The organism is Bradyrhizobium sp. 186 (assembly GCF_023101685.1).
Taxonomy (GTDB): domain Bacteria; phylum Pseudomonadota; class Alphaproteobacteria; order Rhizobiales; family Xanthobacteraceae; genus Bradyrhizobium.
In genome coordinates this window covers 7838625-7864698 of record NZ_CP082164.1, presented here as the reverse complement: position 1 = coordinate 7864698, position 26074 = coordinate 7838625, and the positions used below count along the sequence as shown (strand labels likewise).

At 64.3% G+C, this 26074-nt stretch carries 25 protein-coding genes; 16 read left to right on the top strand and 9 right to left on the bottom strand.

Translation table 11 applies throughout. The annotated features are described in order from the left end of the window. Positions 1 to 3 precede the first annotated feature (3 nt). Genes IVB18_RS37925 through IVB18_RS37900 form a run of 6 tightly spaced genes read left to right on the top strand, consistent with a single transcriptional unit; the run spans position 4 to position 7277 of the window. Positions 4 to 1470 carry an FAD-binding oxidoreductase gene (locus tag IVB18_RS37925; RefSeq protein ID WP_247985359.1) on the top strand — a complete coding sequence of 489 codons (1467 nt, stop codon included), beginning with the start codon at positions 4 to 6 and terminating at the stop codon, positions 1468 to 1470. A 13-nt stretch (positions 1471 to 1483) separates the two neighbouring features. Further along, positions 1484 to 2569 (top strand): ABC transporter substrate-binding protein, encoded by a 1086-nt coding sequence (locus IVB18_RS37920; protein ID WP_247985358.1) that lies wholly within the window; start codon positions 1484 to 1486, stop codon positions 2567 to 2569. Further along, positions 2566 to 3693 carry an ABC transporter ATP-binding protein gene (locus IVB18_RS37915; protein WP_346732576.1) on the top strand — a complete coding sequence of 376 codons (1128 nt, stop codon included), beginning with the start codon at positions 2566 to 2568 and terminating at the stop codon, positions 3691 to 3693. Before IVB18_RS37920 ends, IVB18_RS37915 begins: the two co-directional genes overlap by 4 nt. Before the next feature lie 53 nt (positions 3694 to 3746). After that, positions 3747 to 5462, top strand: a complete 1716-nt coding sequence (locus IVB18_RS37910) for an ABC transporter permease subunit (RefSeq protein WP_247985357.1) — start codon at positions 3747 to 3749, stop codon at positions 5460 to 5462. A 30-nt stretch (positions 5463 to 5492) separates the two neighbouring features. Continuing rightward, complete coding sequence (gene dapA / locus IVB18_RS37905) at positions 5493 to 6398, top strand: 4-hydroxy-tetrahydrodipicolinate synthase (RefSeq protein WP_247985356.1); 906 nt, start codon at positions 5493 to 5495, stop codon at positions 6396 to 6398. 12 nt (positions 6399 to 6410) lie between these two features. Next, positions 6411 to 7277 (top strand): IclR family transcriptional regulator C-terminal domain-containing protein, encoded by an 867-nt coding sequence (locus IVB18_RS37900; RefSeq protein WP_247985355.1) that lies wholly within the window; start codon positions 6411 to 6413, stop codon positions 7275 to 7277. A 92-nt stretch (positions 7278 to 7369) separates the two neighbouring features. Here IVB18_RS37900 and IVB18_RS37895 read toward each other — a convergent pair whose 3' ends face one another. From IVB18_RS37895 to IVB18_RS37880, 4 genes are all read right to left on the bottom strand, one after another. Then, positions 7370 to 8473, bottom strand: coding sequence for an alkene reductase (locus IVB18_RS37895; protein WP_247985354.1), 1104 nt, complete (start codon positions 8471 to 8473; stop codon positions 7370 to 7372). 171 nt (positions 8474 to 8644) lie between these two features. Continuing rightward, complete coding sequence (locus IVB18_RS37890; RefSeq protein WP_247985353.1) at positions 8645 to 9148, bottom strand: DUF1993 domain-containing protein; 504 nt, start codon at positions 9146 to 9148, stop codon at positions 8645 to 8647. A gap of 108 nt (positions 9149 to 9256) precedes the next feature. Further along, entirely contained in the window at positions 9257 to 10561 is a 1305-nt protein-coding gene (locus IVB18_RS37885) for a lytic murein transglycosylase (RefSeq protein WP_247985352.1), read from the bottom strand. A 287-nt stretch (positions 10562 to 10848) separates the two neighbouring features. After that, positions 10849 to 11835: a cysteine synthase A gene (locus tag IVB18_RS37880; RefSeq protein WP_247985351.1), complete on the bottom strand. Its 987-nt coding sequence runs from the start codon at positions 11833 to 11835 to the stop codon at positions 10849 to 10851. Between the two features lie 315 nt (positions 11836 to 12150). On the opposite strand from IVB18_RS37880, the gene IVB18_RS37875 reads away from it, so the two are divergent. Then, the gene (locus tag IVB18_RS37875) at positions 12151 to 12444 is read left to right on the top strand and encodes a hypothetical protein (protein ID WP_247985350.1); all 294 of its coding nucleotides are present in this window, start codon (positions 12151 to 12153) and stop codon (positions 12442 to 12444) included. A 113-nt stretch (positions 12445 to 12557) separates the two neighbouring features. Here IVB18_RS37875 and IVB18_RS37870 read toward each other — a convergent pair whose 3' ends face one another. After that, positions 12558 to 13361, bottom strand: coding sequence for a Crp/Fnr family transcriptional regulator (locus IVB18_RS37870; protein ID WP_247985349.1), 804 nt, complete (start codon positions 13359 to 13361; stop codon positions 12558 to 12560). A gap of 574 nt (positions 13362 to 13935) precedes the next feature. Between IVB18_RS37870 and htpX the strand changes: the two genes are divergently transcribed. Both htpX and IVB18_RS37860 read left to right on the top strand, forming a co-directional pair. Continuing rightward, positions 13936 to 14886, top strand: coding sequence for a zinc metalloprotease HtpX (gene htpX / locus IVB18_RS37865; protein ID WP_247985348.1), 951 nt, complete (start codon positions 13936 to 13938; stop codon positions 14884 to 14886). A 134-nt stretch (positions 14887 to 15020) separates the two neighbouring features. Next, a complete protein-coding gene (locus tag IVB18_RS37860; RefSeq protein WP_247985347.1) occupies positions 15021 to 15662 on the top strand; it encodes a tetratricopeptide repeat protein in 642 nt (213 codons plus the stop codon). Between the two features lie 173 nt (positions 15663 to 15835). On the opposite strand, the gene IVB18_RS37855 is transcribed toward IVB18_RS37860, so the two are convergent. Both IVB18_RS37855 and IVB18_RS37850 read right to left on the bottom strand, forming a co-directional pair. After that, on the bottom strand, positions 15836 to 16180 hold the full coding sequence (locus IVB18_RS37855) for a hypothetical protein (RefSeq protein ID WP_247985346.1): 345 nt from the start codon (positions 16178 to 16180) through the stop codon (positions 15836 to 15838). Between the two features lie 175 nt (positions 16181 to 16355). Further along, on the bottom strand, positions 16356 to 17162 hold the full coding sequence (locus IVB18_RS37850) for a hypothetical protein (protein ID WP_247985345.1): 807 nt from the start codon (positions 17160 to 17162) through the stop codon (positions 16356 to 16358). Positions 17163 to 17393: 231 nt separating this feature from the next. Between IVB18_RS37850 and IVB18_RS37845 the strand changes: the two genes are divergently transcribed. Beyond that, entirely contained in the window at positions 17394 to 17687 is a 294-nt protein-coding gene (locus IVB18_RS37845) for an antibiotic biosynthesis monooxygenase (RefSeq protein WP_014497428.1), read from the top strand. Between the two features lie 168 nt (positions 17688 to 17855). Here IVB18_RS37845 and IVB18_RS37840 read toward each other — a convergent pair whose 3' ends face one another. Continuing rightward, positions 17856 to 19301, bottom strand: a complete 1446-nt coding sequence (locus IVB18_RS37840) for a short-chain fatty acyl-CoA regulator family protein (RefSeq protein ID WP_247985344.1) — start codon at positions 19299 to 19301, stop codon at positions 17856 to 17858. A gap of 330 nt (positions 19302 to 19631) precedes the next feature. Here IVB18_RS37840 and IVB18_RS37835 point away from each other — a divergent pair, with 330 nt between their 5' ends. The 3 genes from IVB18_RS37835 (at position 19632) to IVB18_RS37825 (ending at position 22242) form a co-directional block, all read left to right on the top strand. Continuing rightward, positions 19632 to 21269 (top strand): isocitrate lyase, encoded by a 1638-nt coding sequence (locus tag IVB18_RS37835; protein WP_247985343.1) that lies wholly within the window; start codon positions 19632 to 19634, stop codon positions 21267 to 21269. Between the two features lie 21 nt (positions 21270 to 21290). Beyond that, positions 21291 to 21500, top strand: a complete 210-nt coding sequence (locus tag IVB18_RS37830) for a hypothetical protein (RefSeq protein WP_008137787.1) — start codon at positions 21291 to 21293, stop codon at positions 21498 to 21500. 187 nt (positions 21501 to 21687) lie between these two features. Then, a complete protein-coding gene (locus IVB18_RS37825) occupies positions 21688 to 22242 on the top strand; it encodes a hypothetical protein (protein WP_247985342.1) in 555 nt (184 codons plus the stop codon). Positions 22243 to 22340: 98 nt separating this feature from the next. On the opposite strand, the gene IVB18_RS37820 is transcribed toward IVB18_RS37825, so the two are convergent. Beyond that, entirely contained in the window at positions 22341 to 23225 is an 885-nt protein-coding gene (locus IVB18_RS37820) for a metallophosphoesterase (RefSeq protein WP_247985341.1), read from the bottom strand. Positions 23226 to 23317: 92 nt separating this feature from the next. Between IVB18_RS37820 and IVB18_RS37815 the strand changes: the two genes are divergently transcribed. The 3 genes from IVB18_RS37815 to IVB18_RS37805 all read left to right on the top strand — a co-directional run bounded on the left by IVB18_RS37815 (position 23318) and on the right by IVB18_RS37805 (position 26066). Further along, entirely contained in the window at positions 23318 to 23809 is a 492-nt protein-coding gene (locus IVB18_RS37815) for an NUDIX domain-containing protein (RefSeq protein WP_247985340.1), read from the top strand. Between the two features lie 173 nt (positions 23810 to 23982). Beyond that, entirely contained in the window at positions 23983 to 25134 is a 1152-nt protein-coding gene (locus IVB18_RS37810) for a hypothetical protein (RefSeq protein ID WP_247985339.1), read from the top strand. Further along, a complete protein-coding gene (locus IVB18_RS37805) occupies positions 25131 to 26066 on the top strand; it encodes a glycosyltransferase family 2 protein (protein ID WP_247985338.1) in 936 nt (311 codons plus the stop codon). Before IVB18_RS37810 ends, IVB18_RS37805 begins: the two co-directional genes overlap by 4 nt. Positions 26067 to 26074 lie beyond the last annotated feature (8 nt).

Sequence of the window (26074 nt, the reverse complement as noted above, 5' to 3'; positions counted from 1 at the left end):
TTGATGGCATTGATCGAGGCGTTCAAGCAGTTGCTGGGCGACAAGGCCGTGCTGACTCGCGAGGAGGATCTCGCGGGCCTCACCGAGGATTGGCGTGGCCGCTATCGCGCGCCCGCGCTCTGTGCGGTCCTGCCATCCAGCACGGAGCAGGTTGCGGCCATCGTCCGTCTCTGCGTCGCGCACCAAACGCCGGTGCTGCCACAGGGCGGTAACACCAGCCTGTGCGGTGGCGCGACCCCGTCCGGGCAAGGCAAGCGGCCGGTCGTCGTCGCGCTGACGCGCATGCGGCGAATCCGCTCGATCGATCCGGTCAACAACACGATGGTGGTCGATGCGGGCTGCGTGCTTGCCGCGATCCAGGAAGCCGCCGCCTCGGCAGGCCGGTTGTACCCCGTCAGCCTGGGCGCCGAGGGCTCGTGCCAGATCGGCGGCAACATCGGCACCAATGCCGGCGGCACCGGCGTGCTCCGCTATGGCAATACGCGGGACAACGTGCTCGGCCTCGAAGTCGTGCTTCCGGACGGCGCGATCTGGGACGGCCTCTACGCGTTGCGCAAGAACAACACCGGCTACGACCTCAAGCATCTCTTCATCGGCTCCGAGGGCACCCTCGGCATCATCACCGGCGCGGTGCTGAAGCTGCATCCGCTGCCGACGGCGGAGGCCGTCGCCTGGCTTGCGGTCGACAGTCCGCAGCAGGCGCTCGACGTGCTCGGCCTGTTTCAGGCCGCCTGCAATTCACGGCTCTCCGCCTTCGAGCTGATGAATGCGAAGCAGATCCAGCTCGTGCTCGAGCAGGTGCCGGGCCGGCGCTGTCCGGTCGCGGAGATCGACAGCTGGCACGTCCTCGTCGAATTGTCCGACACCGGCGATGCCGCGGCGCTCGCGGCAACGATGCAAATGGTGCTCGAACAGGCGCTCGAGGCCGGGCTGGTCAGCGACGGTGTCGTCGCCGCGAGCGAGGCGCAGCGCAAGGCGATGTGGCTGGTGCGTCACAGCGTTTCGGAAGCCAACAAGAAAGCCGGCGTGGGCCTGACGTCGGACACCGCGGTCCCGGTGTCGACCGTGCCGGCCTTCATCGATCAGGCGATGGCGGCCGTGCGCGCGATCGTGCCGGATCTGCCGTTCGTGATCGTCGGCCACATGGGCGACGGCAACATTCATCTCATTCCCTTCTTCAGCTTTGCCGAATGGGACGCCGTGCTGGAGCGCGACGCCGTTGCGCTGCGAATCCGCCGGGCCATGAACGATGTCGCAAGCTCCCTGCGCGGCACCTTCAGCGCCGAGCACGGCGTCGGGCGCACGCTGACCGACGAGATGTCCCGCTACAAGCCGCCGGTCGAGCTCACACTGATGCGGGCGGTGAAACAGGCGTTCGATCCATCCGGTCTTTTCAATCCCGGCCGCGTTCTGCCGCAGACATCCGCGGCCGATGCGGCCGCAGCTTCGCCGCCCATCGCAACATCGTAGAGAGGGGACTGACATGACCAACGCACCGAAGATCATCACTTCGCGACGTCGCCTGCTGCTCGGTGCGGGAGCCGGCGCCGTCGCGCTCGCCGCGCCCTCGGTCTGGTCGCCGTCCCGCGCCGCGGGCAAGCGCATCGTCGTGCGCGACGACGGCGGCATCTACACCAAGGCCTATGGCGCGGTGTACTACCGGCCCTTCACCGAGGCGACGGGGATCGAGGTCGTCGGCGTGCAGGCCAACGCCGAGCCGGTCGCTCAGATCAAGACCATGGTCGACACCAAGAGCTACACTTGGGACATGGCCAAGATCAGCTGGCCCGCGATCCAGCTCTTGACCACCGGCGGCAAGCAATATCTCGAGAAGCACGGCCTCGAATCCGAGCCTGTCATCAAGTCGATTCCCGCCGAATACGCCTCGCCCTATGGCGTTGCGACCAACGTCTACACCACGGTGCTCGCCTATCGTTCCGACGCCTTCAAGGGCCGCAAGGCGCCGCAATCCTGGGCCGACTTCTGGAACGTGAAGGACTTTCCCGGCCGCCGCTCGGTGCGCAAGCATCCGTTCGACACGATCGAGGAGGCGCTGATGGGCGCGGGCGTGCCGACCGCGCAGGTCTACCCTTGCGATCTCGACAAGGCGTTCGCATCCCTCGACAAGATCAAGTCGTCGGTCGCGGTGTGGTGGACCAGCGGCGCGCAGGTCGAGCAGATGCTGACCTCCGGCGAGGTCGATATGCTTCCGACCTGGGTGTCGCGTGCCCAGTCCGCGCAGGCGGCGGGCGCACCGGTCGAGATCATCTGGAACCAGGGAGTCTGGGGCGCCGACAACTGGTCGATCCTCGCCGGCACGCCGAATGCGGATGCCTGCCGCGAATTCATCAAGTTCGCGTCCGATCCGAAGCGCCAGGCCGCGCTGGTCGAGTATTTTCCGGCCGGCCTCACCCAGCCGGAGGCCTTCAACTACGTCAAGCCGGACGTCGCCAGGAACTGTCCGACCTATCCCGACAACATCAAGGCCGGGCTGAAGATCGACGCGAAATACTGGTACGACAACCAGGCCGCTGTGATCGAGCGCTTCAACAGCTGGATACTGGCTTGACCGGATCGAAGGGATCGGAGCGGCCCATGGTCTCGTCGAGCCTGCGGATTCACGAGCTGTGCAAACGCTATGGCGACTTCGTCGCGCTGGCGCCGACCAGCCTCGAGGTCGCCAGGGGCGAATTCCTCACTTTGCTCGGTCCGTCGGGATCGGGCAAGACGACGCTGCTCAGCCTGATCGCGGGGCTCGCCCATCCCGACGAGGGGCGTATCCTGATCGACGATGCCGACATCACGCACAGTCCGGCCTACGCGCGCGACATCGGCGTTGTGTTCCAGAACTACGCGCTGTTTCCGCACATGACGGTCGAGGACAACATCGCGTTTCCGCTGAAGATGCGGAAGGTGGCCGACGCGGAAGCGCGTCGGCGCGCGGCCGAGGCGCTGGAGACGGTACGTCTGCCGCACGTGGCCAAGCGCTATCCGCGCGAGCTGTCCGGCGGCCAGCAGCAGCGCATCGCGCTGGCGCGCTGCATCGTCTATCGCCCCGCGATCATCCTGATGGACGAGCCTCTCGGCGCGCTCGACAAGAAGCTGCGCGACCAGATGCAACTCGAGATCAAACGCATCCATCGCGCGCTCGGCACCACGATCGTCTACGTCACCCACGACCAGGAAGAGGCGATGACGATGTCGGATCGCATCTGCCTTATGAATGCAGGCGCGATCGAGCAGCTCGGCACGCCGGAAGATCTCTATTTCCGTCCGCGCTCGGTGTTCGTCGCCGACTTCCTCGGCGAGTCCAACCTGTTCAGCGCCACCGTGCGCGGCGTCGACGGCGATGGGCTCGACATCGTCCTGGCCGAGCAGGCCGCGCCGTCGCGCGCGGTCGGCAACGGCAGCAGTTTCGCCGCGGGCGAACCAATCAAGGTCATGGTCCGGCCGCAGAATCTGGTGGTCGGCGAGGCGGGCGGCGGAGGCCGGCTCGCCGGCCGGCTCGTGGACGTGATGATCAGCGGCAGCCTGACGCGGCTCTACATCGCGCCCGAGACGGCCGGCATGCCGCAACTCGTTGTCGCGCATCCGACCCGCAGCGGTTCGACGCCCTACGAGATCGGACAGCGGCTCTTGCTCGGATGGAATGCGGCGGATGCCGTCGCCATCCGCGACGGGATGGGGATCTGAGCTTGGCCGGGCTGCGTGCGAAATCGCGGAGGTTAGACTGGACGCGGGCTGCGATGGGTGCGCCGCTCGTCGTGCTGCTCGTGCTCTTCCTGGTCTATCCCGTCGGCCAGTTGCTGCTGCTCAGCGTCTACGGCGACAGCGGCTTCACGCTGGCGCAATACCGCCAGCTCTTCGCCTCGTCGGTCTATGTCGATGTCCTGCTCATCACCTTGAAGATTTCGCTGGTCACGACGCTGGTCTGTGTCGTGACGGGGTATCCGATCGCCTATCTGATCTCGATGGTGGACAAGGAGCGCAAGGCGACGCTGCTGTTCTGGGTGCTGCTGTCGTTCTGGACCAGCTTCCTGGTCCGGGCCTTCGCCTGGATCGTGCTGCTCGGGCGCAACGGCGTCATCAACAAGCTCCTGATCTCGCTCGGCATCATCTCGAGCCCTGCGAGCCTGCTCTACAATTTCGGCAGCGTCCTCGTCGGCATGGTGAATGCGCTGCTGCCGCTCGCCGTACTGACGATGCTCTCGGTGATGGAGAACATCGACCGCAACCTGCCGCGTGCGGCGGCCACGCTCGGGGCGCGTCCGGGCATGGCGTTCTGGAAGATCTATTTTCCGCTGTCGCTGCCAGGCGTCGCCGCCGCAGGGATCATGGTGTTCGTTACCGCGATCGGCTTCTTCATCGTGCCCGCGCTGCTCGGCGGACGCCGCGAGACCATGATTACGCAGCTCATCATCGACCAGATCCAGCAGACCATGAACTGGGGCTTTGCCGGCGCGATCTCGGTGCTGCTCCTGATTGTCGTGCTCGTGGTCTTTGCCGCCTACGACCGGCTGCTCGGCCTGTCGACGATGACGGGCGCGACCGCCGCGCGCAATGCTGTGCCCTCGCGTCTCTCGGGCCCGATTCAGAAGGCCGGCGACGCCATCCTGACCCTGCTGGGCGAGGGCTCCGATTTCGTCCTGCGCCTGCTGCCGTCGCGCCGTCGCGGCCGCGGGTCGGATCAGCCGGGCCTGGGCTTGCAGGCTTTCGCCTGGACCATGCTCCTGATCATCAGCGCGCCGACTATCCTGATGATTCCGCTGTCGTTCGGCAGCGGCGGCCTCAACTGGCCACCCCAGGGCTTTACCCTGCACTGGTACGAGACCGTGCTGCACTCGCCGGTGTGGACCCAGGCGTTGCTGCGTTCGCTGCTGGTCGGTGTCGGGACGGGACTGCTCGCGATGCTGATCGGAACGCCGGCGGCGTTCCTGCTGGTGCGCAGCGACATTCCCGGCAAGGCGGCGTGGCTCGCCTTCATCCTGTCGCCGATCGTCGTGCCGCGCATGATCATCGCGGTCGGCCTGTTCTATCTCTTCGCCCGCATCGGCCTGATCGGCAGCACCGTCGGCCTCATTCTCGGACATACCGTCGTCGCGGTGCCCTACGTGGTGATGACCATGATGGCCGTGCTGCGCAACTACGACACCCGGCTCGACCACGCCGCGCAAAGTCTCGGCGCGGGTCCGGCCGCGACGCTGCGTTACGTCACCTTTCCGATTCTGGGTGCGGGGATGATGTCCTCGTTCCTGTTCGCCTTCGCGACCTCATTCGACGAGCTCACCATCGCGCTGTTCGCGACCGGCGGCCTGAATGCCACGCTGCCAAAGCAGTTCTGGGACGAGGTGACGCTTCAGGTTTCGCCCGCGATCGCCGCCGTCTCCACCTGCCTGTTCGTCTTCATGGGGCTCTTGATCTTCGTCGCCGAACGCCTGCGCCGCCGCGCTGCCGCAAGGTAGTCGTCCCGCGCTCCAACAGAGGTTCTTGCCATGCTCACTGCCAATCGTCTCCGCGGCCTGTTTCCGGCCATCCCGACCCCGGTCAAGGCCGACGACACCATCGACGCCGCTGCGGTCTCGGCGCTGTTCGCCTGGCTCAACAAGCAGGGCATCGACGGCGTGGTGCCGCTCGGCGGCACCGGCGAGTACGGCGCGCTGGCGCGGGCCGAGCGGATCCGGATGGCGGGGCTGTCGGTGCAGGCCATGGCGGGGAAGGGCCCGGTCATCGCCGGTGTCCTGGATACCGGCTTCCACGATGCGCTCCAGGCAGGCCGTGAATTTGCCGCCGAAGGCGTGGACGGCCTCCTGGTTCTTACGCCATATTATACCAACCCGACTCAGGCTGGCATCCGCGACTATTTCCTGCGCTATGCCGATGCGTCGCCCGTGCCCATCCTGATCTATGAAATCCCTTACCGCACCCGGATCGCGATCGAGCCCAAGATCCTGCATGAGCTCTCCGGGCATCCCAACATTATCGGCATGAAGGCCTGCAACCTCGACATGTATCATTTCCTCCAGGTCGTGGCCGGCGTCGACGAGAGTTTTGCAGTGCTGAGCGGCGAAGACAGCCTGTTTCCGCTTCATCTCGCGGCCGGCGCGAAGGGAGGCATCATCGTGACCGCGTGCCTGCTGCCGCGCGCCTGGCGCCAGGTTTTCGAGACGGCCACGGCGGGCAAGACAGCGGAGGCATTGAGCATCCATCGCCGCCTGATCCCGCTGATGAACATGGCGTTCGCCGAAACCAATCCGGGCCCGATGAAGGCGGTGATGGATCTGGTCGGCGTCGACGCGCCGCGCATGCTGGCGCCGCTGGTCCAGCCGGCGCCGGCGCTGGTCGCTGCGCTCCGCGCCGAACTCGGCCGGCAACTGGCGATCTCGGAGGGCATCGCGTGAGAGGAAGGTCGCATGGTGCGTAGCAGCCGCGACGGCACCGGCCGCGCCGCGAAGACAAAGGCCGCCAAAACCGGCGAGAAGAATGCGGAGAAGGGCGCCGAGCCGCGCTCGTCCCTGTTCGTCGGCTCGACCGAGAAGGCGTTCCAGGTCCTGCATGCCTTCGACGGGCCGCAGCGCTACATGACGCTCGCCGACATCGCGCGCGCCGCCGGTCTCGACCGCAGCGCCGCCCAGCGCCTCGTCTACACGCTCGAGACGCTCGGCTATCTCAAGCGGATCGAGGGCACGCGCAACTACGGCCTCACCTCGAAGGTGCTCCAGTTTTCGCACAGCTATCTCAAGGCCAACGATCTGATCGACCGGGCTTCGCCCTATCTGCTCGACATCAGCCGCAATCTCGGCGAGACCTGCAATCTGCACGAGCTCGACGGCCACGAGATCGTGTTCGTGGCGCGCTTTCCGGGCCAGCACCTCATCAACATCGATATCGTGATCGGCAGCCGGCTGCCGACCTTTTTCACGGCCTCCGGCACCGCGATCCTGTCGGCGCTGCCCGAGGAAGAGCGCCTCGATCTGCTCAAGCGGACGCCGCTCGCGCCGTTGACGCCGTTCACGGTGATCGATCCGAAAGCGCTGCTGGAGCGCGTTCGCGTCGCGGCCCGGCGCGGCTATGCTGTGATCATGAACGAGACCGTCATGGGCGACATTTCGGTCGCGGCCCCCATCATCGACGAGCACGGCCGTGCGGTCGCCGCGATCAACATCTCGGTGCCGACGACGCGCTGGACCCGGGAGCGTGCCGAGGCCGAGCTGGCGCAGCACGTCCATGTCGCCGCAACCTCGATCTCCAAGTCGAAGTTCAACCGCTACGCAGCCTGATACGATAGAGACGCGCATAGAAAAAAGGCCGGGAGCGATCCCGGCCTTTTTCTTCTTCGTCTCTCCCCGCAAGCGGGGGCAGGGAGAAGAAATTACTCCGCCGCTTCAGCCGCCTCCCGCGTCGGATAGTCCGTATATCCCTTGGCGCCGCCGCCGTAGAACGTGTTCTTGTCCCACTCGTTCAGCGCCGCGCCATTCTTCAGCCGCTCGACCAGGTCGGGGTTGGAGATGAACGGCTTGCCGAACGCGATCAGATCGGCCGCGCCGGCGTCGAGCACCTTGGTCGCGAGGTCGAAATCGTAGCCGTTGTTGGCGACATAGGCGCCGGAGAAGCGCTTGCGCAGGCCCGCATAGTCGAACGGCGCGATGTCGCGCGGGCCACCGGTGGCGCCCTCGACGACATGGAGATAGACGAGCTTCAGGGCGCTGAGCCCGTCGACGATATGATCGTACAAGGCTTGCGGGTTGGAGTCCGAGATGTCGTTGGCCGGCGTCACCGGCGAGATGCGGATGCCGGTGCGGTCGGCGCCGGCCTCGGCCACCACGGCCTTGGAGACCTCCAGCATCAGCCGCGCGCGATTCTCGATGGAGCCGCCATAGGCGTCGGTGCGCTTGTTGGTGCCGTCCTTGGCGAACTGCTCGAGCAGATAGCCGTTGGCACCGTGGATCTCGACGCCGTCGAAGCCGGCCTCCAGCGCATTGCGCGTCGCGCGCTTGAAGTCATCGATGATGCCTGGAATTTCGGAGAGTGCGAGCGCGCGGGGCTCGGAGACGTCGGCGAAAGTGCCGTTGACGAAGGTCTTGCCCTTGGCGCGGATCGCGCTCGGTGCCACCGGGGCTGCGCCATCGGCCTGAAGCGCGACGTGCGAGATGCGGCCGACATGCCAGAGCTGGATGAAGATTTTTCCGCCGCGCTCGTGGACGCGGTCGGTGACCTTGCGCCAGCCGGCGACCTGCTCCTTCGTGTAGATGCCTGGCGTGTCCTGGTAGCCCTGGCCCTGCTGCGAGACCTGGCTCGCTTCGGTGATCAGCAGGCCGGCGGAGGCACGCTGGCCATAATAGTCGGCGGCAAGTGGGCTCGGTACGAACGTGCCTGGCGCGGCCCGGTTGCGCGTCAGCGGCGCCATCACGAAACGGTTCGCAAGCGTGATCGGGCCGAGCTTGCAGGTCTCAAACAATTTCGTCGGACGGCTCATGGGATTGCTTCCAGGCGGTGAGAGGTCCGGAACACTTGTGCATCGCGGCAATTAGCGCAAGGGAGGAGCCATACGGAAAGTGCAGGCGAGCTGCGCGCAGCGTCCCGCCTAGCATAATTCATATGCAATTTGGGCCGTGGCACCGGATTTCCGCTGCCACGGCCCCGCATCTCAGTTCGCGCCGAGGAAGTCGCGCTTTCCGATCTCGACGCCATTGTGACGCAAAATGCCATGGGCGGTCGTGGCGTGGAAATAGAAGTTCGGCAGCGAGAACGCGCTCAAGAATTGCTGGCCCTTCATGGTGATGGATTTGTCGGGGCCGGCCGGGAAGGTAACGTCCTTGGTATCGGCGCCCTCGAATTGCTCCGGCTTGAACGATTTCACGTAGTCGATCGTCTTGGCCAGCCGCTGCTTCAATTCCGCAAAGCTCGTCTCGGTATCGGCGGTCGAGGGCACCTCGCTATGCGTCAGCCGCGCACAGCCCTTGGTGGCGAAATCGCTGACGAGCTGGATCTGCTTTCCCAGCGGCAGCATGTCCGGGAAGAGGCGGGAGCCGAGCAGGACGCCGGGGTCGACCTTTTTGGCCGCGCAATGCGCTTCTGCCTTGGTGAGCAGTCCGGTGAGGCTGTTCAGCATTTGCAAATAGGCGGGGACGACGGCGTCGTGGAAGGACATGTGATGCTCGCTCTCATGATGGGAAATCTCAGGAGAAACCTGAGCCCCAGACATGGGCGCGCCACGGAAAAATACAATTGCCGAAGCTGCTTATGCAGGCAAAAAATTCTACCGGATCGTCGCTGCCGGCTGCGCCTGTGCCGTGGCGCCGCGCATGCGCGCGAGCAACTCGGCGGTCGGCCAGGAATCGGCGGGCAGGCCGTATTTGACCTGCATCGCCTTCACGGCTGCCCGGCTCTGCTGGCCCAGCACGCCGTCGACCTTGCCGACATTGAAGCCTGCCCGGACCAGGAGCTGCTGCAACTCCTTGAGCTCGTTGAACGGCAGTTGCGCCACCGGTTGGGCCGGCTTGCGCATCGGGGCCGCGCCCGCGATGCGCGAGGCGAGATAGCCCGCGGTGGTCGAATAGATCAGCGAGTTATTCCACTCGGTGTAAGCCGCGAAATTCGGATAGGCCATGAATGCAGGTCCCGTCCGTCCCATCGGCAGCAGCACGGAGGCCGCGAGATTGTCGTTCGGCAGCGGCCGTCCGTCCGGATAGGTGACACCGAGCTGCGCCCATTTCGAGCGCGGCTGCTGCACCGTGAGATCGGTCTGATCCCACGGCAGGTTTTGCGGCACCTTGATCTCTTCCAGCCACGGCTCGCCGCGCCGCCACTTCAAGCCGTTGGCGATGTAGTTCGCGGTCGAGCCGATCACGTCCGGTTCGCTACGCAACAGGTCGCGCCGTCCATCGCCGTCATAGTCGACGGCATAGTTGACATAGTGCACCGGCAAAAACTGTGTCTGGCCGAGCTCGCCGGCCCAGGAGCCGATCATCTCGTCGGGTGCAAGATCGCCGCGGTCGATGACCTTCAGCGCGGCGATGGTCTCGTTCACGAACATCTCCGAGCGGCGGCAGTCATAGGCGAGCGACACCAGCGATTTCAGTGTCGGCAAATTGCCCATGTTGGCGCCGAAATCGCTCTCGAGGCCCCAGAACGCCGCGATCACCGCCGGCGGCACGCCATATTCCTTTTCGGCGCGCGCGAACGCCGCCGCATGGGTCTTGATGTGCTGCTGGCCGTTCTGCATGCGATAGGGCGCGGCCATGCGGCCGGCAAATTCGGTGAAGAGCTGGCCGAACACGCGCTGGCCGCGGTCGCGGTTGACGATGCCCTGGTCGTAGACGAGGTAGGGCGAGGTCTCCGCGATCGTGTGCTGCGACACACCGGCGGCAACCGCCTGGCTTTTCACGTCTGCCACGAAGCGATCGAAGCTCGCCCCATTGTGGCACGACGCCGCGCGCGGCGAGGGCGCGGCCGGCCTAGGTGCGGCCTGCGGTTTGACGGGCGGTGGCTGGAATTGAGCGGAAGCGGTTGCGGAGAATGCGAGCAGAGTGGCGGCCGCGATTGCAAATCGGGTCTGGAGCATGAGCTTTCCGGCAGAGGGATGACCAGCGTGAAATCTCCCGCAGTTTAGGTGAAGTGCTGGCCTCAAGCCATCCTTTCGACGTCCTTCAGGCCTGCTCATCCCGTCCGTAATCGTCCATTGCCCACCGGCGGCGCGGGCCGTGCCGGCCGACGGCGGGTACTCATTAACCCGCAGATGTCCAGACTCAAGGGCCAAGCGGAAATGTGCCGCTCGATCAGAGCATCACTGTTCTTGACCCAGAACAGACATTGCGGGAACGCACGGATGTGCAGCCCGATGGCGGGTTGCTATTCCATCCAACGTGGGGTGGGCAGATTTTTCTTACGTAGGAAGTCCGGGTTGAACAGCTTGGATTGATAGCGCTGCCCGCCATCCGCGAGGATGGTCACGATGGTCTTGCCCGGACCGAGGTCGCGCGCAAGTTGCATGGCTCCAACGATGTTGATGGCGCTCGACCCACCAAGCACAAGTCCTTCATGCTCGATCAGGTCGAATAGAACGGGCAACGCTTCCTCGTCCGTGATCTGATACGCCGCGTCAATTGGCGTGCCTTCCAGGTTCCTTGTCACACGCACTTGTCCTATGCCTTCGGTGATCGAGTCTCCTTCGGTCGTCAGCTCGCCCTTGGTGAACCAGTCATAGAGCGCGGCCCCCATGGGGTCGCTGAGCGCAATCCTGACGGCTGGATTTCGCTCCTTGAGAGCTCGCGCGACCCCACCCAAAGTCCCGCCACTGCCGACGGCACAGGTAAAGCCATCGATTTTTCCGCCCGTTTGCTCCCAAATCTCAGGTCCTGTCGTGCGGTAGTGGCCCTCGCGATTGGCAACGTTGTCGAACTGGTTGGCCCAGAACGCACCGAGTTCTTCGGCGAGCTGGCCGGAATAGCGAGCGTAATGACCGGGATTTGAATAGGGAACCGCGGGGACCAGTCGCAGGTCCGCACCACATAACCGCAACATATCCTTCTTTTCCTGACTTTGCGTGTCGGGCATCACGATCACGCTTCGATAACCGCGTGCATTAGCCACGAGCGCAATGCCGATGCCGACATTTCCGGCCGTGCCTTCGACAATGACACCGCCCGGTCCGAGCTTGCCGCTCTGCTCAGCATCATTGATCATGGCGAGGGCCGCACGATCCTTGATCGAGCCACCAGGATTAAGAAATTCAGCCTTGCCGTAGATCTCGCAGCTTGTGGCCTCCGACGCCATTCGCAACCTGATCAATGGCGTATTGCCGATGGAGTCTAAAAATCCCGTTCGCACGCCGTTCATAGCCTGCCCACCTTCGCGATTCCGCAACTTTAGGCTGTTCAGTGGGCAATTCCGTTCTCTAGTTCGGGCGATTTAGGCAACGACTTTGGCGTCCAGACCGCCTAATCGGCAATTGTATTCCCGAGCGGTGTTTCGTTTCCGCTTGTGTGCCCACTTCGGACCCAGACGCTTCCTACGCGGTCATGGAAATGTGGCGTAGTGCAACTCAAGGAACGGAGGCTAAGATGAAGTGCCTGCGCGTTTACTCGACAGCCGACGGCGAGTCCCACTTCGATGAGGTCGAAATCCCGACAACATCTCGACAGGTTCACCCCAATGCCGCTGCATTTCGAAGTGTCGGCGAAGTACGTGGCGTCAGGCATCCGTTTCACGCACATTCCGGCGGGTGCGCGACAGGTAGATTGGCATACGGTCCCGGAGCGCGTACTGACAGTGAGGCTTGATGGATCGGCAGAATACCAAACAAGTGATGGAGATGAGCGGCTCGTACCGGCCGGTAGCTTCGTCTTGTTTGAGGACGTTGATGGCAAGGGACACAAATCGCTACATTCGCCGGAAGAACAGACAGTTCTCTGGATTAGTCTGCCGCAGGGTCTCGAAAACACTTGACGCCGAGTGGCAAAATCAGCGGTCCGGTTTAGCTTACTCTATGACCGTTCTTGACCCAACTCGGACCTTCGGTGAGGTCCGCGATTGCGCTGCTATCGGGGGCGCAGCGGGCCTCATACGCGCCCTGACCGCAGCGCGGTTGTTTCCCGGAATGGCGCAAGGGCAGGCTGCGGCGCCGACAATTCCTGGCAATACATCCGATCGATCTTGCGCTGCATGAGCGCATAACAACCGCATGCAACGCTCTCGAGCCGCGCCCGGTCGATCTCTACAAACCCGCGCCGGTCGGACGGAACGGCGCCGGCCGCGCGCAGCTTGCTCATCGTCAGGGTCACTGTTGTCCGCCGCACCCCAAGCAACTGCGCAAGCGCCTCCTGCGTCACCGGAAGGAGATCATCGGGAACGCGGTCGTGGAGCTGCAGAAGCCACCGCGCCATGCGGCCATCCACCAGGTGCAGCGCGTTGCAGGCGGCAACGTGCTGGAGCTGCAACATCAGCGCGCGGACGTGAACCTGCACGACATTCCTGATGGCCGCGCTTTGCGCATAGGCAGCCCGAAACTTGGCGGCGGAGATCTGCGATGCCGTGCCGGCCACGCGAGCAACCGCGGTCACGGATGAAAGCGATGGGCCGAGCACGGAAAACGAGGCCAAAGCGCCTTCCCGCCCCATCAATGTGGTTGCGACCGTTTGCCCGTCTGGCATATCGAGCATAAAGGCGATTGCGCCGCTATGGGGAAAGTAAACCGGGTCGAGCTCATCGCCCGACCGCACCAAGACGGCATCGGGTTCGAACGAGACCGTCCGGAAGTGGGGCGTGAGCAAGCCGAGATCCGCCGGTGGCAACGCCGCCAGCAGCCGATTGCCGATGCTAGTGCCGTGGACGGTCGCGATGCTTTCTGGTGAACGAGCGGTCAATGAACGACGGTCTCCATCTATCTTTCTTTAACGACTATCCGAAATACGAATTGCCGAACGAAAACTATCCAAACAGAGCCCTTAGGAGAGATCAAGTACGGACAATTGCGGGATCGAACCGGCATCTGTTCGCCGCGCAAACAGGATCTTGAATGCGGTTAATGATTCTTTGCACTCAGCGGGTGCTGACGAGTTGATCGACCAGTGATGGTTGCGATAGCGCGTGAGGGATGTCGTCTGTGGAAACGGCGCGAGAGCGATCCATCATGGCGGTAGCCCCGCCGATGACTGCCGGCGACGAATTTGTCTCGTGCCGGAGCAGCGTGCGCCCCACGGACTGGATAAGAGAAGCTCGCGCTTTCGAATCCGCTAAACGCTAACGTGTGTTTTGTACAACAACGCGGTAAGGTTTAGCGGTACCAGGCGCGTCGCGGCGCGGTTCCAGTTCGATCAAGGTCGAGCAAAAATCCGGGCGCGTCGCCTCGACGCAGTCTTTGGCCCCTTGCCGCGTCGAGGGGGACATCACTACCTGCACCGCGGCAGGGACTCGTCCTTGGGACAATAGGGCATCGCCATGAACTATCTTCGTACCGCAATGCTTCTCGCAGGCCTCACCGCCCTGTTCATGGGTGTGGGCTATCTGATCGGCGGTGCCTCCGGTGCCATGATCGCGCTGGTCATTGCGGCGGCGACCAATCTCCTCACCTATTGGAACTCCGACCGCATGGTGCTCTCGATGTACGGCGCCCGTGAGGTCGACCGCGCCAGCGCGCCGGAACTGGTCGGCCTCGTCGCCGAGCTTGCGGGCCGCGCCGGCCTGCCGATGCCGCGCGTGTTCCTGATGGACGAGCCGCAGCCCAACGCGTTCGCGACCGGCCGCAATCCCGACAATGCCGCGGTCGCCGTCACCACCGGCTTGATGCACCAGCTCAGCCGCGAGGAGCTCGCCGGCGTCATCGCCCACGAGCTTGCGCATATCAAGCATCACGACACGCTCCTGATGACGATCACCGCGACCATCGCCGGCGCGATCTCCATGCTCGCCCAGTTCGGCATGTTCTTCGGGGGCAACCGCGACAACAACAGCGGCCCCGGCATCGTCGGGTCGATCCTGATGATGATCCTGGCACCGCTTGGCGCCTTGCTGGTGCAGATGGCGATCAGTCGGACCCGCGAATACGCCGCCGACAATTTCGGCGCGCGCATCGCCGGCCAGCCGATGTGGCTGGCATCGGCGCTGGTCAAGATCGAGAGGGCCGCGCATCAGGTGCCGAATGTCGAGGCCGAGCGAAATCCTGCGACCGCGCACATGTTCATCATCAACCCGCTGTCTGGCCATGGCGTGGACAATCTCTTCGCCACCCATCCCTCGACGCAGAACCGCATCGCGGCGCTTCAGCAACTCGCGGCCGAACTCGGCGCGCATGCCGCGCCATCAGTCGGCGCCAATGAAAACTATCCGCCGCAAAGCCCGTGGGGCCGCTCGTCCTGGCGCGGGCCTTCTTCACGTGGTCCTTGGGGTTGATGCAGAACCTGCCGGAATTTGAACGCTTTGTGACCTGGTGCACACAGGTTGGTCGCCGCCGGTGTTAACACCCCTGCGAAACCATTCCTTCGAAAGGGGATGCGTGGCCGGTCCGTCGCCGGCCGCCGTCGAAGATGACCAAAGCTGCCGTGCCATTGCTGATCGTCCTGGGCGTGCTCATCGGCCTGTCCACGCACATGGTCGTCAATTGCGGCGACGAGGACGACCCCGACATCTGCTCGGCCGTGATCGGCTTCTCGCCGTTGCGCGGTTCGCTGATCGCTTTCGCCTATGAGGGGCGCGGACGGATCGCGCTGCGTCATGGCGACTGGCGGCGGGCGATCGCCGATTTCGACGAGGCCATCCACCTCAATCCCAACCGCGCCTCGCTCTATCGCGACCGCGCTCTCGCGCGCCGGGAGCATGGCGAACTGGAGCTCGCCATCGAGGACTATGACGAAGCGATCGCGCATGATCCCAAGCTTGCCGCGCCCTACCACCAGCGCGGTCTTGCGCTCGCCGCCAAGGGCGATCTCGACCGCGCCATCCTGAGCTACAACACGGCGATCCGTCTCGGCCCATCGGATGCGCAGGCCCGTCTCGACCGCGGCCTCGCGTTCCTCGCCCGCGGCCAGGCCGATGACGCGCGCGCCGATTTCGAAGCAGCTCTAGCGCTGCCGGCCGGCAAGGACGGCCGCACCCGTGACGCGGCCCGCGCGAAGCTCGCCGAGCTCACGAGCGCCGAGCCGACCCCGGTCTCCGCGCCGCGGCGGTGAAGATCTTACCCTCTCCCCTTGTGGGAGAGGGTGGCTCGCCGCGTAGCGGCGAGACGGGTGAGGGGTATCTCTCCGCGTGTGAAGCTCGTGCAGTAGAGCTTGCGGAAATAACCCCTCATCCGGCGCTTCGCGCCACCTTCTCCTTCAAGGGGAGAAGGAAGAAAGCGCCGCGACTACTTCGCCTTCTTTGCTTTCGCCGGCTTGGCCTTCGCAGCCTTCTTCACCGGCTTCTCCTTCGCCGGCTTCGCTACGACGGGCGTGCTCGCCGCGATTCGCATCGAGCGGGCATAGCTGTCGGCGACGTTGTCGGCGGACATCTGGAGGCGCTTGGCGGCCGCGGTAGCCTGTTCGATGGTGGCCTTGGCCATCGTCTTGAAGCGGGCGCTCGTGTCCTTGCCCTTGGCCTTGGCCGCCAGCGCGTTGAAGCGATCCCGCCGCTCCTTGGCGCGGGTCATCAGGCTCGTATGCGCTTGTCTGGCCAGTTGCCGGATCACGACATCCAGGTCGGCGTCCGCCATGTTCTTCCATCCTCTTCGAAACAGTCACCAAATCGATGCGCGGGACTATGCAGATCAGGCCCCACCTTGGCAATTCCCGGCCGGGCGCCATCCGCATCTTCCGGTTTACAACATCAAAAGGGCCGCGCTGGTTGCGCGGCCCTGGACATGCTTTGGCGCAGGAGCGCTCTTTGTTTTACTTCAACGAGGCGACCGGTCCGCTCGAAGCAGCCTGCGGGTCGGGGTCGAAGCCGAAGACGCCGACCAGATATTTGTAGTAGTCCGGCATCTTCTCCTTGAGCGTTTCGCGGGACTTGGGGTCGTGGAATTCGCTCTTTCCGGCCAGGAAGATGCTGGCGGTGACGGCAAAGAACTCCATGTGATTCTTCAGCGCATAGGCCTCCTTGGGCAGGAGGTCCTTGGATTTGGCATAGGCGTAGTAGGCCCTGACGCCCTTGTTGTCGTAGCCATCGGGCAGCAGCCGGGCGTGATAGGCGTGCAACAGCTCGTGCAGCAGCACAGCCTCCTTCTCGTAACGCATCATGTCCGGCCGCAGCATGATGACGCCAAGCCCCGAATCGACCGCGAGATCGACGGCATTCGGATTGGTCCATTGCTGCTTGTTATGGTCCCACACCGTCAGCATCCGCGGGACGCGGCGCTCCACGTTCGGGGCAACCCGGCCGTAACACGCGGTTGCGGCGCCTTCGTCGAGGCAGGCCAGTTCGCTGGCGACGATCGGGACGGTATGGAAGAAGCGCAGCACGCGCGGCGAGAGGCCGGCCGCTTCGACCACGTCGATCTGGCGCTTCAGATTGTCGGTGAGCTTGTCGACATCCTTGCGGTCGCTGTTCTCCGACAGGTCGAACATGTAGCCGCGGTAGCTCTGGAACCCCGGCGGCAACGGCGGCGCCGTTGCGTCGGCTTCGAGCGGCCCGGCATTGGATGGATTGGCGCAGAGCGCGCCGATAATCGTCGCGGTCAGCAGCAGCGCAACGCGCATGATGAACCCCCTGATGTCACTTCGCCCGGCAGAATAGGCCGCCGTTGTTTGCGAAAAGTGAGTGGGGCGAGACTAAGGCGCCGATGTTGAGGCGTGCTTAATTGTTCGCTGCAGACCGCAGGGCGCGGATTAGGCGCGGGTTAACCAAGGAAGGCGTGGATCGGCCCTGCGCTCCGGCGTAACATCAGGGACGGGCACGATGCCCCACATCAGCAGCCGGAGGAGGATGCCATGTATGCCGCCATCCGTCAGGCCAAGGCAAAAAGCGGGAGCGCGGAAGAGCTGGCGCGCCGCATCAAAGACGGCGCCGTTCCAATCATCAGCGACGTCGACGGCTTCAGGGCCTATTACGTGGTCTATGCCGGCGACGACACGGTGACCGCGATCTCCATCTTCGACAAGTTCGAGCAGGCGGAGGAGGCGAACCGGCGCGCGATCGCCTGGATCGAGAAGGATCTGGGCCCGCTGCTCGCCGGACACGCGAGCGCCGCCGCGGGCCCGGTGATCGTGCATACGCTGGCGTAGCGGTCGGTCGCCACACATTCAGCTGTCATCGCCCGGCTTGACCGGGCGATCCAGTACTCCGAGACGGCCGTGATGGAGCCGAGACGCTGCGGCGTACTGGATACCCCGCCTTCGCGGGGGATGACGGCTGAGAGTGGGGCGCACCCGTCCGCACGCCTGCAGCCGTTCTCACAACTCCCGTGCATTCGAGAACGCGAACGAGCTCACCCGCCTTGTCGTCTCGTCCAGGATCAGCGTGCGGGTGATCGGCGGCTCGGCGCGCTGGGCGCAGTTTTCGCGTTCGCAGAGGCGGCAGTTGACGCCGATCGGCGTGCCCTCGGTCTTCTCCAGGTCCATGCCGGAGGCGTAGACGAGGCGCGCGGCGTGACGCATCTCGCATCCGAGGCCGATGGCGAAGCGCGGCTGCGGCAGCGGGTGCGGTGCCACCGGCCGGCGCACCATCTGCGCGATCGAGAAATAGCGCGTGCCGTCGGGCAGCTCGATCACCTGCTTCAGCAGGCGATCCGGCGTGTCGAAGGTCGAATGCACGTTCCATAACGGGCAAGTGCCGCCGAACTTGGAGAACGGGAAGGTGCCGGACGAAAAGCGCTTCGACACGTTGCCGGCATTGTCGACGCGCAGCAGGAAGAACGGAATGCCGCGCGCGTTCGGCCGCTGCAAGGTGGTGAGCCGATGGCAGACCTGCTCGAAGCCGGAATTGAAGCGCTGCGCCAGCAGGTGGATGTCGTAGTTCAGCGCTTCGGCAGCGGCCAGGAACGCCGGGTAGGGCATCATCACCGCGGCGGCAAAGTAGTTGCCGAGCGTGATGCGGAACAGGCGCCGCGGTGTGTCGTCGAGCGGACCGGCGCGGCCGATGATGGTCTCCAGATGCTGTGCGCATTCGCCAAGCCCGAGCTGGAAGGCGAGCTGGAACGCGCGGCCGGGCGGATCGACCAGCTCGGAGATCAGCAGCTGGCGACGGTGGCGATCGAAGCGCCGCAAGGTCTCCCGCATCACGTCGACCGGCATGATGCGGGTCTGGATCGAATGCTTTTCGCGCAATCGCGCCGCGAGCGCGGCATAGAGCCCTTCGGCCGGCACGTTCAATTCGTCGCGCAAGGTTTCGGCGGCCTGCTCGAGCTCCGGAAAATAGTTGCGGTTGGCCTCGATCAACTCGCGCACGCGTTCGACCGGATTGGCCTCATAGCGCGTGCCGACGTCGCGGTCGGCCATCTGCGCCGCCGCCAGCGTCTCGCCCTGGCGCGCCTCGGCATAGGCGGCGTAGAGCCGTTGCAGCGCGTGGGTGACGCCGGGGCAGAGCTCGGCGAGGTCGCGCAGCTCCTGCTTCGGCACGTCGATCTGGCGGAACAGGGGATCGGAAAAGATCTCATTCAGCTCGGCGAAGAAGCGGTCCTCGTCGGCGGTCGCGAGGTCGCGCAGATCGAGGTCATAGGTCTCGGCGAGTCGCAGCAGGATCTGGGCCGTCACCGGGCGCTGGTTGCGCTCGATCAGGTTGACGTAGCTCGGCGAGATCCCAAGCCCTTCGGCGATCTGGGTCTGCGACAGCCCCAATTGCTGCCGGATCCGCCGGAAGCGCGGCCCGACAAACAGTTTTTTCCCGGATTCGGCGGGCATCAGCGGCTCTCCCCTTTGCCTCTCCCCGCGCGCGGAGAGAGCCCCTCACCCCGACCCTCTCCCCGTAAGAACGGGGAGAGGGAGAAAACAGCGGAATCGGCGGGCATTTTCACGTCTCCGGAACCGTTAAGGGCAGTCTCCCTGCCCTATAAATTTACAAAATTTACAAAATAACATCTATTACATGTACTGATGTTACATGACATCACCATTCGAATACAAGCCCTCTGTACGAACTTCGCTTTCTCGCGTTTAGCTCTCACCACGCATTTTGCAATGCACTGTCAAGATTGTCGAAGAAAAGCAGCTCGTACTGAAGGGATCACGGACATGAACTTCCAACCGCGCGGGATCAGCGACCCAGCCATTCAGGGATCGGGGTCGTATCAGAGCGGGGTTGAGGCGGCCGAAGCGCTCCTCAAGACCCAGCCGACCTGGAACGGCGTCACCGCCGAAGCCGTGGCGCGCATGCGTCTGCAGAACCGCTTCAAGACCGGCCTGGACGTCGCCCGGTACACCGCGGCGCTGATGCGCGCCGACATGGCCGCCTATGACGCCGATCCGACCAAGTACACCCAGTCGCTCGGTTGCTGGCATGGCTTCATCGCGCAGCAGAAGCTGATTTCGGTCAAGAAGCATTTCGGCTCGACCGATCGCCGCTACCTCTATCTCTCCGGCTGGATGATCGCAGCCCTTCGCTCCGAGTTCGGACCGCTTCCCGATCAGTCGATGCACGAGAAGACCTCGGTGCCGGCGCTGATCGAAGAGCTCTACACCTTCCTCCGTCAGGCGGACTCCCGTGAGCTCAACGACGTCTTCCGCGCCCTCGACGCCGCTCGCAAGGCGGGCGACCAGGCCAAGGAAAAGGCGTTGATCGAAAAGATCGACAACTTCCAGACCCATGTCGTGCCCGTCATCGCCGACATCGATGCCGGCTTCGGCAATGCCGAGGCGACCTACCTGCTCGCCAAGAAGATGATCGAGGCAGGTGCGTGCGCCCTGCAGATCGAAAATCAGGTTTCCGACGAAAAGCAGTGCGGCCACCAGGACGGCAAGGTGACTGTGCCGCACGAGGTGTTCCTGGCGAAGATCCGGGCCTGCCGCCATGCCTTCCTCGAACTGGGCGTCGAAGACGGCATCATCGTGACCCGCACCGACTCGCTGGGTGCCGGTCTCACGCAGCAGATCGCTGTCAGCCACAAGCCCGGCGACCTCGGCGATCTCTACAACAGCTTCCTGGATTGCGAGGAAGTGACGGCCGCCAACGCCAGGAATGGCGATGTCATCATCAACCGCAACGGCAAGATGATGCGTCCGAAGCGGCTTGCCAGCAATCTCTACCAGTTCCGTCCCGGCACCGGCGAAGATCGCTGCGTGCTCGACAGCATCACCTCGCTGCAGAACGGTGCCGACCTGTTGTGGATCGAGACCGAGAAGCCGCATATCGAGCAAATCGCCAAGATGGTCGACCGCATTCGCGAGGTCGTTCCGAACGCGAAGCTGGCCTACAACAACTCGCCCTCGTTCAACTGGACGCTCAACTTCCGTTGGCAGGTCTACGACGCGATGAAGGAAGCCGGCGAGGATGTCAGCAGGTACAATCGGGCCGACCTGATGAAGCCGGAATACGACGATACGCCGCTGGCCATTGAAGCCGACGAGCGCATCCGCACCTTCCAGGCCGATTCAGCCAAGCGTGCTGGCATCTTCCACCATCTGATCACGTTGCCGACCTATCACACGGCAGCTCTGTCGACTGATAATCTCGCCAGGGAGTATTTCGGCGAGCAGGGCATGCTGGGCTATGTGAAGAATGTTCAGCGCCAGGAGATCCGCCAGGGCATCGCCTGCGCCAAGCATCAGAACATGGCGGGCTCCGATATCGGCGACGAGCACAAGGAATATTTCGCCGGCGAGGCTGCCCTGAAGGCGGGCGGCGCCGACAATACGATGAACCAGTTCGGCTAACCGGGCCACAGGAGACTGATAATGACCAAAGGCAGCAATTTCTGGGTGATCGGCGGCGAGTTCGGCTCGATGAACTTCCACAAGCTCGTGGAAGGCTCGGCCCAGGTGCAGGGTCCGTTCAAGACCCGCAAGGAAGCCGAGGATGCCTGGCGCTCGGTCTCGGAAGAGAACCGCCACAAGGCCGGCGTCCGCTTTTCGATCGTGGAAGAGCCGTCGCGGGTCTCGGCCTGACGGCTGCCTCACTTATCAAGAAACGTCCAAGGACGGATGGTCCCATCCGGCGCAAGCCGGGTGGGATCGTCTGTTTTTGGCACAGGTAAACCGCCTGTGGGCGCCGTAAGTATCTGGAATTATGGGCCCTTTGCGGACGTTGTGGTTGCTGATAGGTTAATGGAGGTGAGTGAGGACGAGGCCGACAATGTCAGAGCCCGAGACCAGCGGGACCCATCCCAGCCAGCCGCGCCCGGTGCGGCTGCGCGACGCGCTGCTGCGCGCGCGGATCGAGGCCGCCGACCGCACCGGCGTGGTTGTCGACCTGCGCGATGCCGAGGTGGCGCGGCTGGAAATACTGAACGACGCGCTCGATCCTCTGTTCGCTCAGGTGCCCGACCAGATCGACCTGTTCGACCGCGGCATCAGCCAGGGCGATACGCCACGGCTGTGGATCGACGTCGTCGCCCACATCGTGATGGGTCGCGACAAACGGATGTACCGATTCGTCCAGGACACGCGTTTCGGCCGCATCGTGCTTGCCGAATCGCACGACACCTCCGTGATCGTCGAGGCCGTCACCGACTTTGTCGCGCGCCGCATGATCGAGCGCGAGCACGCGATGGTGGTCCTGCCCGAGCCGAAACCTGCGATAGCGCAGCCGCCGCGCCGTTCGCGCGTCTGGCCGTTCGTGCTCGGCTTCATCCTCGGCGCCGCCGCCTTGTTTGGCGTCGCCGTGCTCGCGGTCCTGCGGAGCTGGTGATTATACGCACCGTCATTCCGGGACGTGCGGAGCACGAACCCGGAATCTCGAGATTCCGGGTTCGGCTCTTTGAGCCGCCCCGGAATAACAGCGTGGCATCAAATCAGCCGCGTCCGCTTGATCTGCCGGATATGCAATCCATGATCCAGGCTCCGCACGATCTGCTCGCAGCGCCAGCCGGCATTGTCCTTCTCGATCGCGAACAGATTATACGCCGCCTCCGGATAGCGTCCGTGCGCGATCGCGGAGGCCGACGGGACGCCGATCGCGGGAATGTTGCCGTTGGGGCCTTCGAACCACATCGTGGAATGAACGTGGTCGTGCCCGTGCAGGATCAGCTCGACGCCGTGGCGCTTGATCAGTGCCAGCAGATCGGCCGAATCCGTCATCCGCTTCTGGCGCGCGTCGGACTTCAGGGGGTGATGCACCAGCAGCACGCGAAAGACGTCCTCGGCCGCGAACTGCGCGAGCACCTGTTCGAAGGCAGCAAGCTGTTCGCGCCCGAGCGTGCCCGTCGCCATCAACGGCAGGGTCGGCACGGCGGTGGACAGGCTGATCAACGCCAAGGGGCCGCGTCGGCGAACAGCGGGGAAAGCCGCGGCACCCGGCGCGTCGCCGGCGATGTAATGCAGGAACGTCTCGCCGAAGCGGTGCGACGTCGCGCTGACATAGGCGTCGTGATTGCCGGGGATGGCGGTGACGCGGTCGGGTGGACCGACGCCTTCGAGCCAGGCCAGCGCCGGCGCGAACTCGGCCTCCAGCGCCAGATTGACGAGATCGCCGGTCACGGCGATGTGGTCGGGCGCTTGCGCCTTTATGTCAGCGACCAGCACGTCGAGCACGTCGCGGCGCTGGTACTTGTGACGGTTGCGCGTCCAGTTGATGTAGCCGAGCGCGCGCTTGCCCGCGAGCTCCAACAGCCGCGGCCGCGGCAATGGCGGCAAATGCGGGTCGGACAGATGGGCGAGCGTGAAGGGGGCCATGGCGCGCGATTGCCTCGCTATTCGACCGCTGTAATGGCAAGGTCGCTGGCAACGCGCAAGGGAAGCCTGGAAGGAGGCGTCAAGGCAGGGTGATGTCGAAGCGTCTGGACCGCATACGGCGGAAATTCGAGCCGCTGCTGCGGCGAATCTTCCACGCCTATTTCCTGCTCGTCCGGGGCATGACCCTCGGCGTCCGCGCCGTGGTGCTGGATGCCGACAACAGGGTGTTCCTGGTCAAGCACAGCTATATCACCGGCTGGTATCTGCCGGGCGGCGGCGTCGACCTCGGCGAGACCATGGAACAGGCGATGCGGCGCGAGCTCAAGGAGGAGGGCGATATCGATCTCACTGGGGAAGCCGTGCTGCACGGCATCTTCCTCAACAGCCACGTCTCCCGCCGCGACCATGTTGCAGTCTACGTGGTGAGGCATTTCCGGCAGGATCGCCTGCCGCACCCCAACCGCGAAATCATCGCATGCGGATTCTTCGCGGTTGACGCGCTGCCCGAGGGGACCACACCCGGCACGCGGCTGCGGCTCGCCGAAGTGCTCGATGCCACGCCGCCGATTGCCACGTGGCGGTGAGGACGGCCTGTGCTAGGCATGATCCGGAAAAGTGCGAAGCGGTTTTCCCTCGCGACAAACGCGGAACGCGTTTGCGCGGAGATCATGCTCAAACAGCAACCTGAAGCGCGATGAGATTCATCCTCATCTCATCGCGCTTTAGTAACCGCCCGAACGGGTGCCACGGAAACCGGATGAAGATTGCCAAGCTCGCCTTCGGCCTGATCTGCCTCGCGATCCTCGCCAGCAACATCGCCACGATGTCGCGCTGGAGCGAGGCGCGCGGGGTCTATGACGACATCTGCTATCTCCGGCAGGCGCATCTGTTCCAGCGCCTTGGCATCGGTGGGCTCAACACGAATGCCGCGTTGGATTACGATCATTATTTCGAAGGCAAGATGAAGGAGATCGCGTTCGCCGAGTGGAAGGATCCGATCCGCTGGCCGTGCCACAATCCGATGCCGGGCGGCAAGGTCGTGATGCAATATCCGCCGGGCACCGGATTGCTGCTGGCGTTGTTCCCGCAGGGCCAGCAGGTGGTGCCGCTCTACATTGCCGCGAGCCTGATCGTCTGCGGCCTCGCATTGCTTGGCATCTTCATGGCCCGGACGCTGCCTTCGATCGCCGGAGCGGGCGTATTCGGTGCGCTTGCTGTCTATCTCATGATCAATCCGGCGAAGGCGAGCTATTCGGTCGCGCCGACCATGGCAGTCTGCGCACTTGCGGGATTTCTGACCGCGCTATGGCTGACCAGGGACAAGCGCAGCGTCTTGCTGATCGCGCTGATCGGTGTTTTGCTCGGCGCGTCCGTCAATTTCAGATTGCCGAACGCGCTGCTCGTGGCCGGCTATTGTCTGTTCCTGGCCGTTGCATTCCTGCGGTCGCGTACGCTCGCTACGTTCTTGCAGGGCCTCGGCTTCGGCGCCGGCGTGCTCATCGGCATGACCCCGACACTGATCGCCCAGGCCGTCAACGCCGGCAGCCCGCTCGCGACGACTTACGGCAGCGTCGACGTGGTCGCGCCGGCCTTCGATCTTGCCGTGCTCGGCCAATATCTGCGCGATATGCAGTTCGTGCTGATCGTGCTGGCAATCGGTTCGACGGCGTGGCTGCTGCGGGCGGGTGAGGGGCGCATGCGGCAGGTCGCACTCGTTGTCGCCGGCAACCTCCTCGCCAATCTCGTCTTCTTCCTGAGCCATCCGATCTTCACGCCCTATTACGTCGTGCCGATTGCGATGCTGTCGCTGTGGAGCGTATCGTTCGCCTGGCTGATGCAGCCGGAAGAAGCGGGTGAGGCAGCAGTGCTCCGACGCGGGCCGGCAAGCCTGGAGGCGCTGCTGCGATGACGCCCGCCCCCCTTCGGATCGCCGTGCTGGTGCCCTGCTACAACGAAGAAGCGGCGGTCGCGAGCGTCGTCACCGACTTCCGCACGGCACTGCCGTCGGCGGAGATCTACGTCTACGACAACAATTCGCGCGACCGCACGGCGACTGTTGCGCGCGAAGCCGGTGCCATCGTGCGCGGCGAGCGCCGGCAGGGCAAGGGCCACGTCGTGCGCCGCATGTTCGCGGACGTCGATGCCGACGTCTACGTCCTGGTCGACGGCGATGCGACCTACGACGCGCCGAGCGCCCCGCGCATGATCGACAAGCTGCTCGACGAGCATCTCGACATGGTGGTCGGGCTTCGCATCGACCAGTCGCAGGCCGCCTACCGTCTCGGTCACCGGACCGGCAACCGCATGCTGACCGGCTTCCTGGCCTGGACTTTCGGCCGCGACTTCCAGGACATCCTCTCCGGCTACCGCGTGTTCTCCCGCCGTTTCGTCAAATCCTTGCCGGTGCTGTCGGACGGCTTCGAAATCGAAACCGAGCTCGCGGTCCACGCGCTGGAATTGTCGCTTCCGGTCGCCGAGGTCGAGACGCCCTATTACGCGCGGCCCGAAGGCTCGTTCTCGAAGCTCAACACCTGGCGCGACGGCTTTCGTATCCTCGGCACCATGCTGAGGCTTTATCGCGCGGAAAAGCCGCTGCGCTTTTTCAGCGCGATCGGAATCCTGCTTGCCGTGATGTCGATCCTGCTCTCGATCCCGGTCGCGATTACCTTCATCGAGACCGGTCTCGTGCCGCGGCTGCCGACCGCCGTCCTGTCGATGGGCCTGATGATCATGGCGCTGTTGTCGGTGTCGTCCGGGCTCGTGCTCGACACCGTGACGCGGGGACGGCGGGAAATGAAGATACTGGCCTATTTGTCCCAGCCGGCGCTGAAAAGGAACTGAGGGTCAGC

Excerpts from the sequence above, each read along its gene's own strand:
- IVB18_RS37925 (WP_247985359.1), top strand. The coding sequence starts at position 4 with ATGGCATTGATCGAGGCGTTCAAGCAGTTGCTGGGCGACAAGGCCGTG.
- IVB18_RS37920 (WP_247985358.1), top strand. The coding sequence starts at position 1,484 with ATGACCAACGCACCGAAGATCATCACTTCGCGACGTCGCCTGCTGCTC.
- IVB18_RS37910 (WP_247985357.1), top strand. The coding sequence starts at position 3,747 with ATGGGTGCGCCGCTCGTCGTGCTGCTCGTGCTCTTCCTGGTCTATCCC.
- dapA (WP_247985356.1), top strand. The coding sequence starts at position 5,493 with ATGCTCACTGCCAATCGTCTCCGCGGCCTGTTTCCGGCCATCCCGACC.
- IVB18_RS37900 (WP_247985355.1), top strand. The coding sequence starts at position 6,411 with ATGGTGCGTAGCAGCCGCGACGGCACCGGCCGCGCCGCGAAGACAAAG.
- IVB18_RS37895 (WP_247985354.1), bottom strand. The coding sequence starts at position 8,473 with ATGAGCCGTCCGACGAAATTGTTTGAGACCTGCAAGCTCGGCCCGATC.
- IVB18_RS37890 (WP_247985353.1), bottom strand. The coding sequence starts at position 9,148 with ATGTCCTTCCACGACGCCGTCGTCCCCGCCTATTTGCAAATGCTGAAC.
- IVB18_RS37885 (WP_247985352.1), bottom strand. The coding sequence starts at position 10,561 with ATGCTCCAGACCCGATTTGCAATCGCGGCCGCCACTCTGCTCGCATTC.
- IVB18_RS37880 (WP_247985351.1), bottom strand. The coding sequence starts at position 11,835 with ATGAACGGCGTGCGAACGGGATTTTTAGACTCCATCGGCAATACGCCA.
- IVB18_RS37875 (WP_247985350.1), top strand. The coding sequence starts at position 12,151 with ATGCCGCTGCATTTCGAAGTGTCGGCGAAGTACGTGGCGTCAGGCATC.
- htpX (WP_247985348.1), top strand. The coding sequence starts at position 13,936 with ATGAACTATCTTCGTACCGCAATGCTTCTCGCAGGCCTCACCGCCCTG.
- IVB18_RS37860 (WP_247985347.1), top strand. The coding sequence starts at position 15,021 with ATGACCAAAGCTGCCGTGCCATTGCTGATCGTCCTGGGCGTGCTCATC.
- IVB18_RS37855 (WP_247985346.1), bottom strand. The coding sequence starts at position 16,180 with ATGGCGGACGCCGACCTGGATGTCGTGATCCGGCAACTGGCCAGACAA.
- IVB18_RS37850 (WP_247985345.1), bottom strand. The coding sequence starts at position 17,162 with ATGCGCGTTGCGCTGCTGCTGACCGCGACGATTATCGGCGCGCTCTGC.
- IVB18_RS37845 (WP_014497428.1), top strand. The coding sequence starts at position 17,394 with ATGTATGCCGCCATCCGTCAGGCCAAGGCAAAAAGCGGGAGCGCGGAA.
- IVB18_RS37840 (WP_247985344.1), bottom strand. The coding sequence starts at position 19,301 with ATGCCCGCCGAATCCGGGAAAAAACTGTTTGTCGGGCCGCGCTTCCGG.
- IVB18_RS37835 (WP_247985343.1), top strand. The coding sequence starts at position 19,632 with ATGAACTTCCAACCGCGCGGGATCAGCGACCCAGCCATTCAGGGATCG.
- IVB18_RS37830 (WP_008137787.1), top strand. The coding sequence starts at position 21,291 with ATGACCAAAGGCAGCAATTTCTGGGTGATCGGCGGCGAGTTCGGCTCG.
- IVB18_RS37825 (WP_247985342.1), top strand. The coding sequence starts at position 21,688 with ATGTCAGAGCCCGAGACCAGCGGGACCCATCCCAGCCAGCCGCGCCCG.
- IVB18_RS37820 (WP_247985341.1), bottom strand. The coding sequence starts at position 23,225 with ATGGCCCCCTTCACGCTCGCCCATCTGTCCGACCCGCATTTGCCGCCA.
- IVB18_RS37815 (WP_247985340.1), top strand. The coding sequence starts at position 23,318 with ATGTCGAAGCGTCTGGACCGCATACGGCGGAAATTCGAGCCGCTGCTG.
- IVB18_RS37810 (WP_247985339.1), top strand. The coding sequence starts at position 23,983 with ATGAAGATTGCCAAGCTCGCCTTCGGCCTGATCTGCCTCGCGATCCTC.
- IVB18_RS37805 (WP_247985338.1), top strand. The coding sequence starts at position 25,131 with ATGACGCCCGCCCCCCTTCGGATCGCCGTGCTGGTGCCCTGCTACAAC.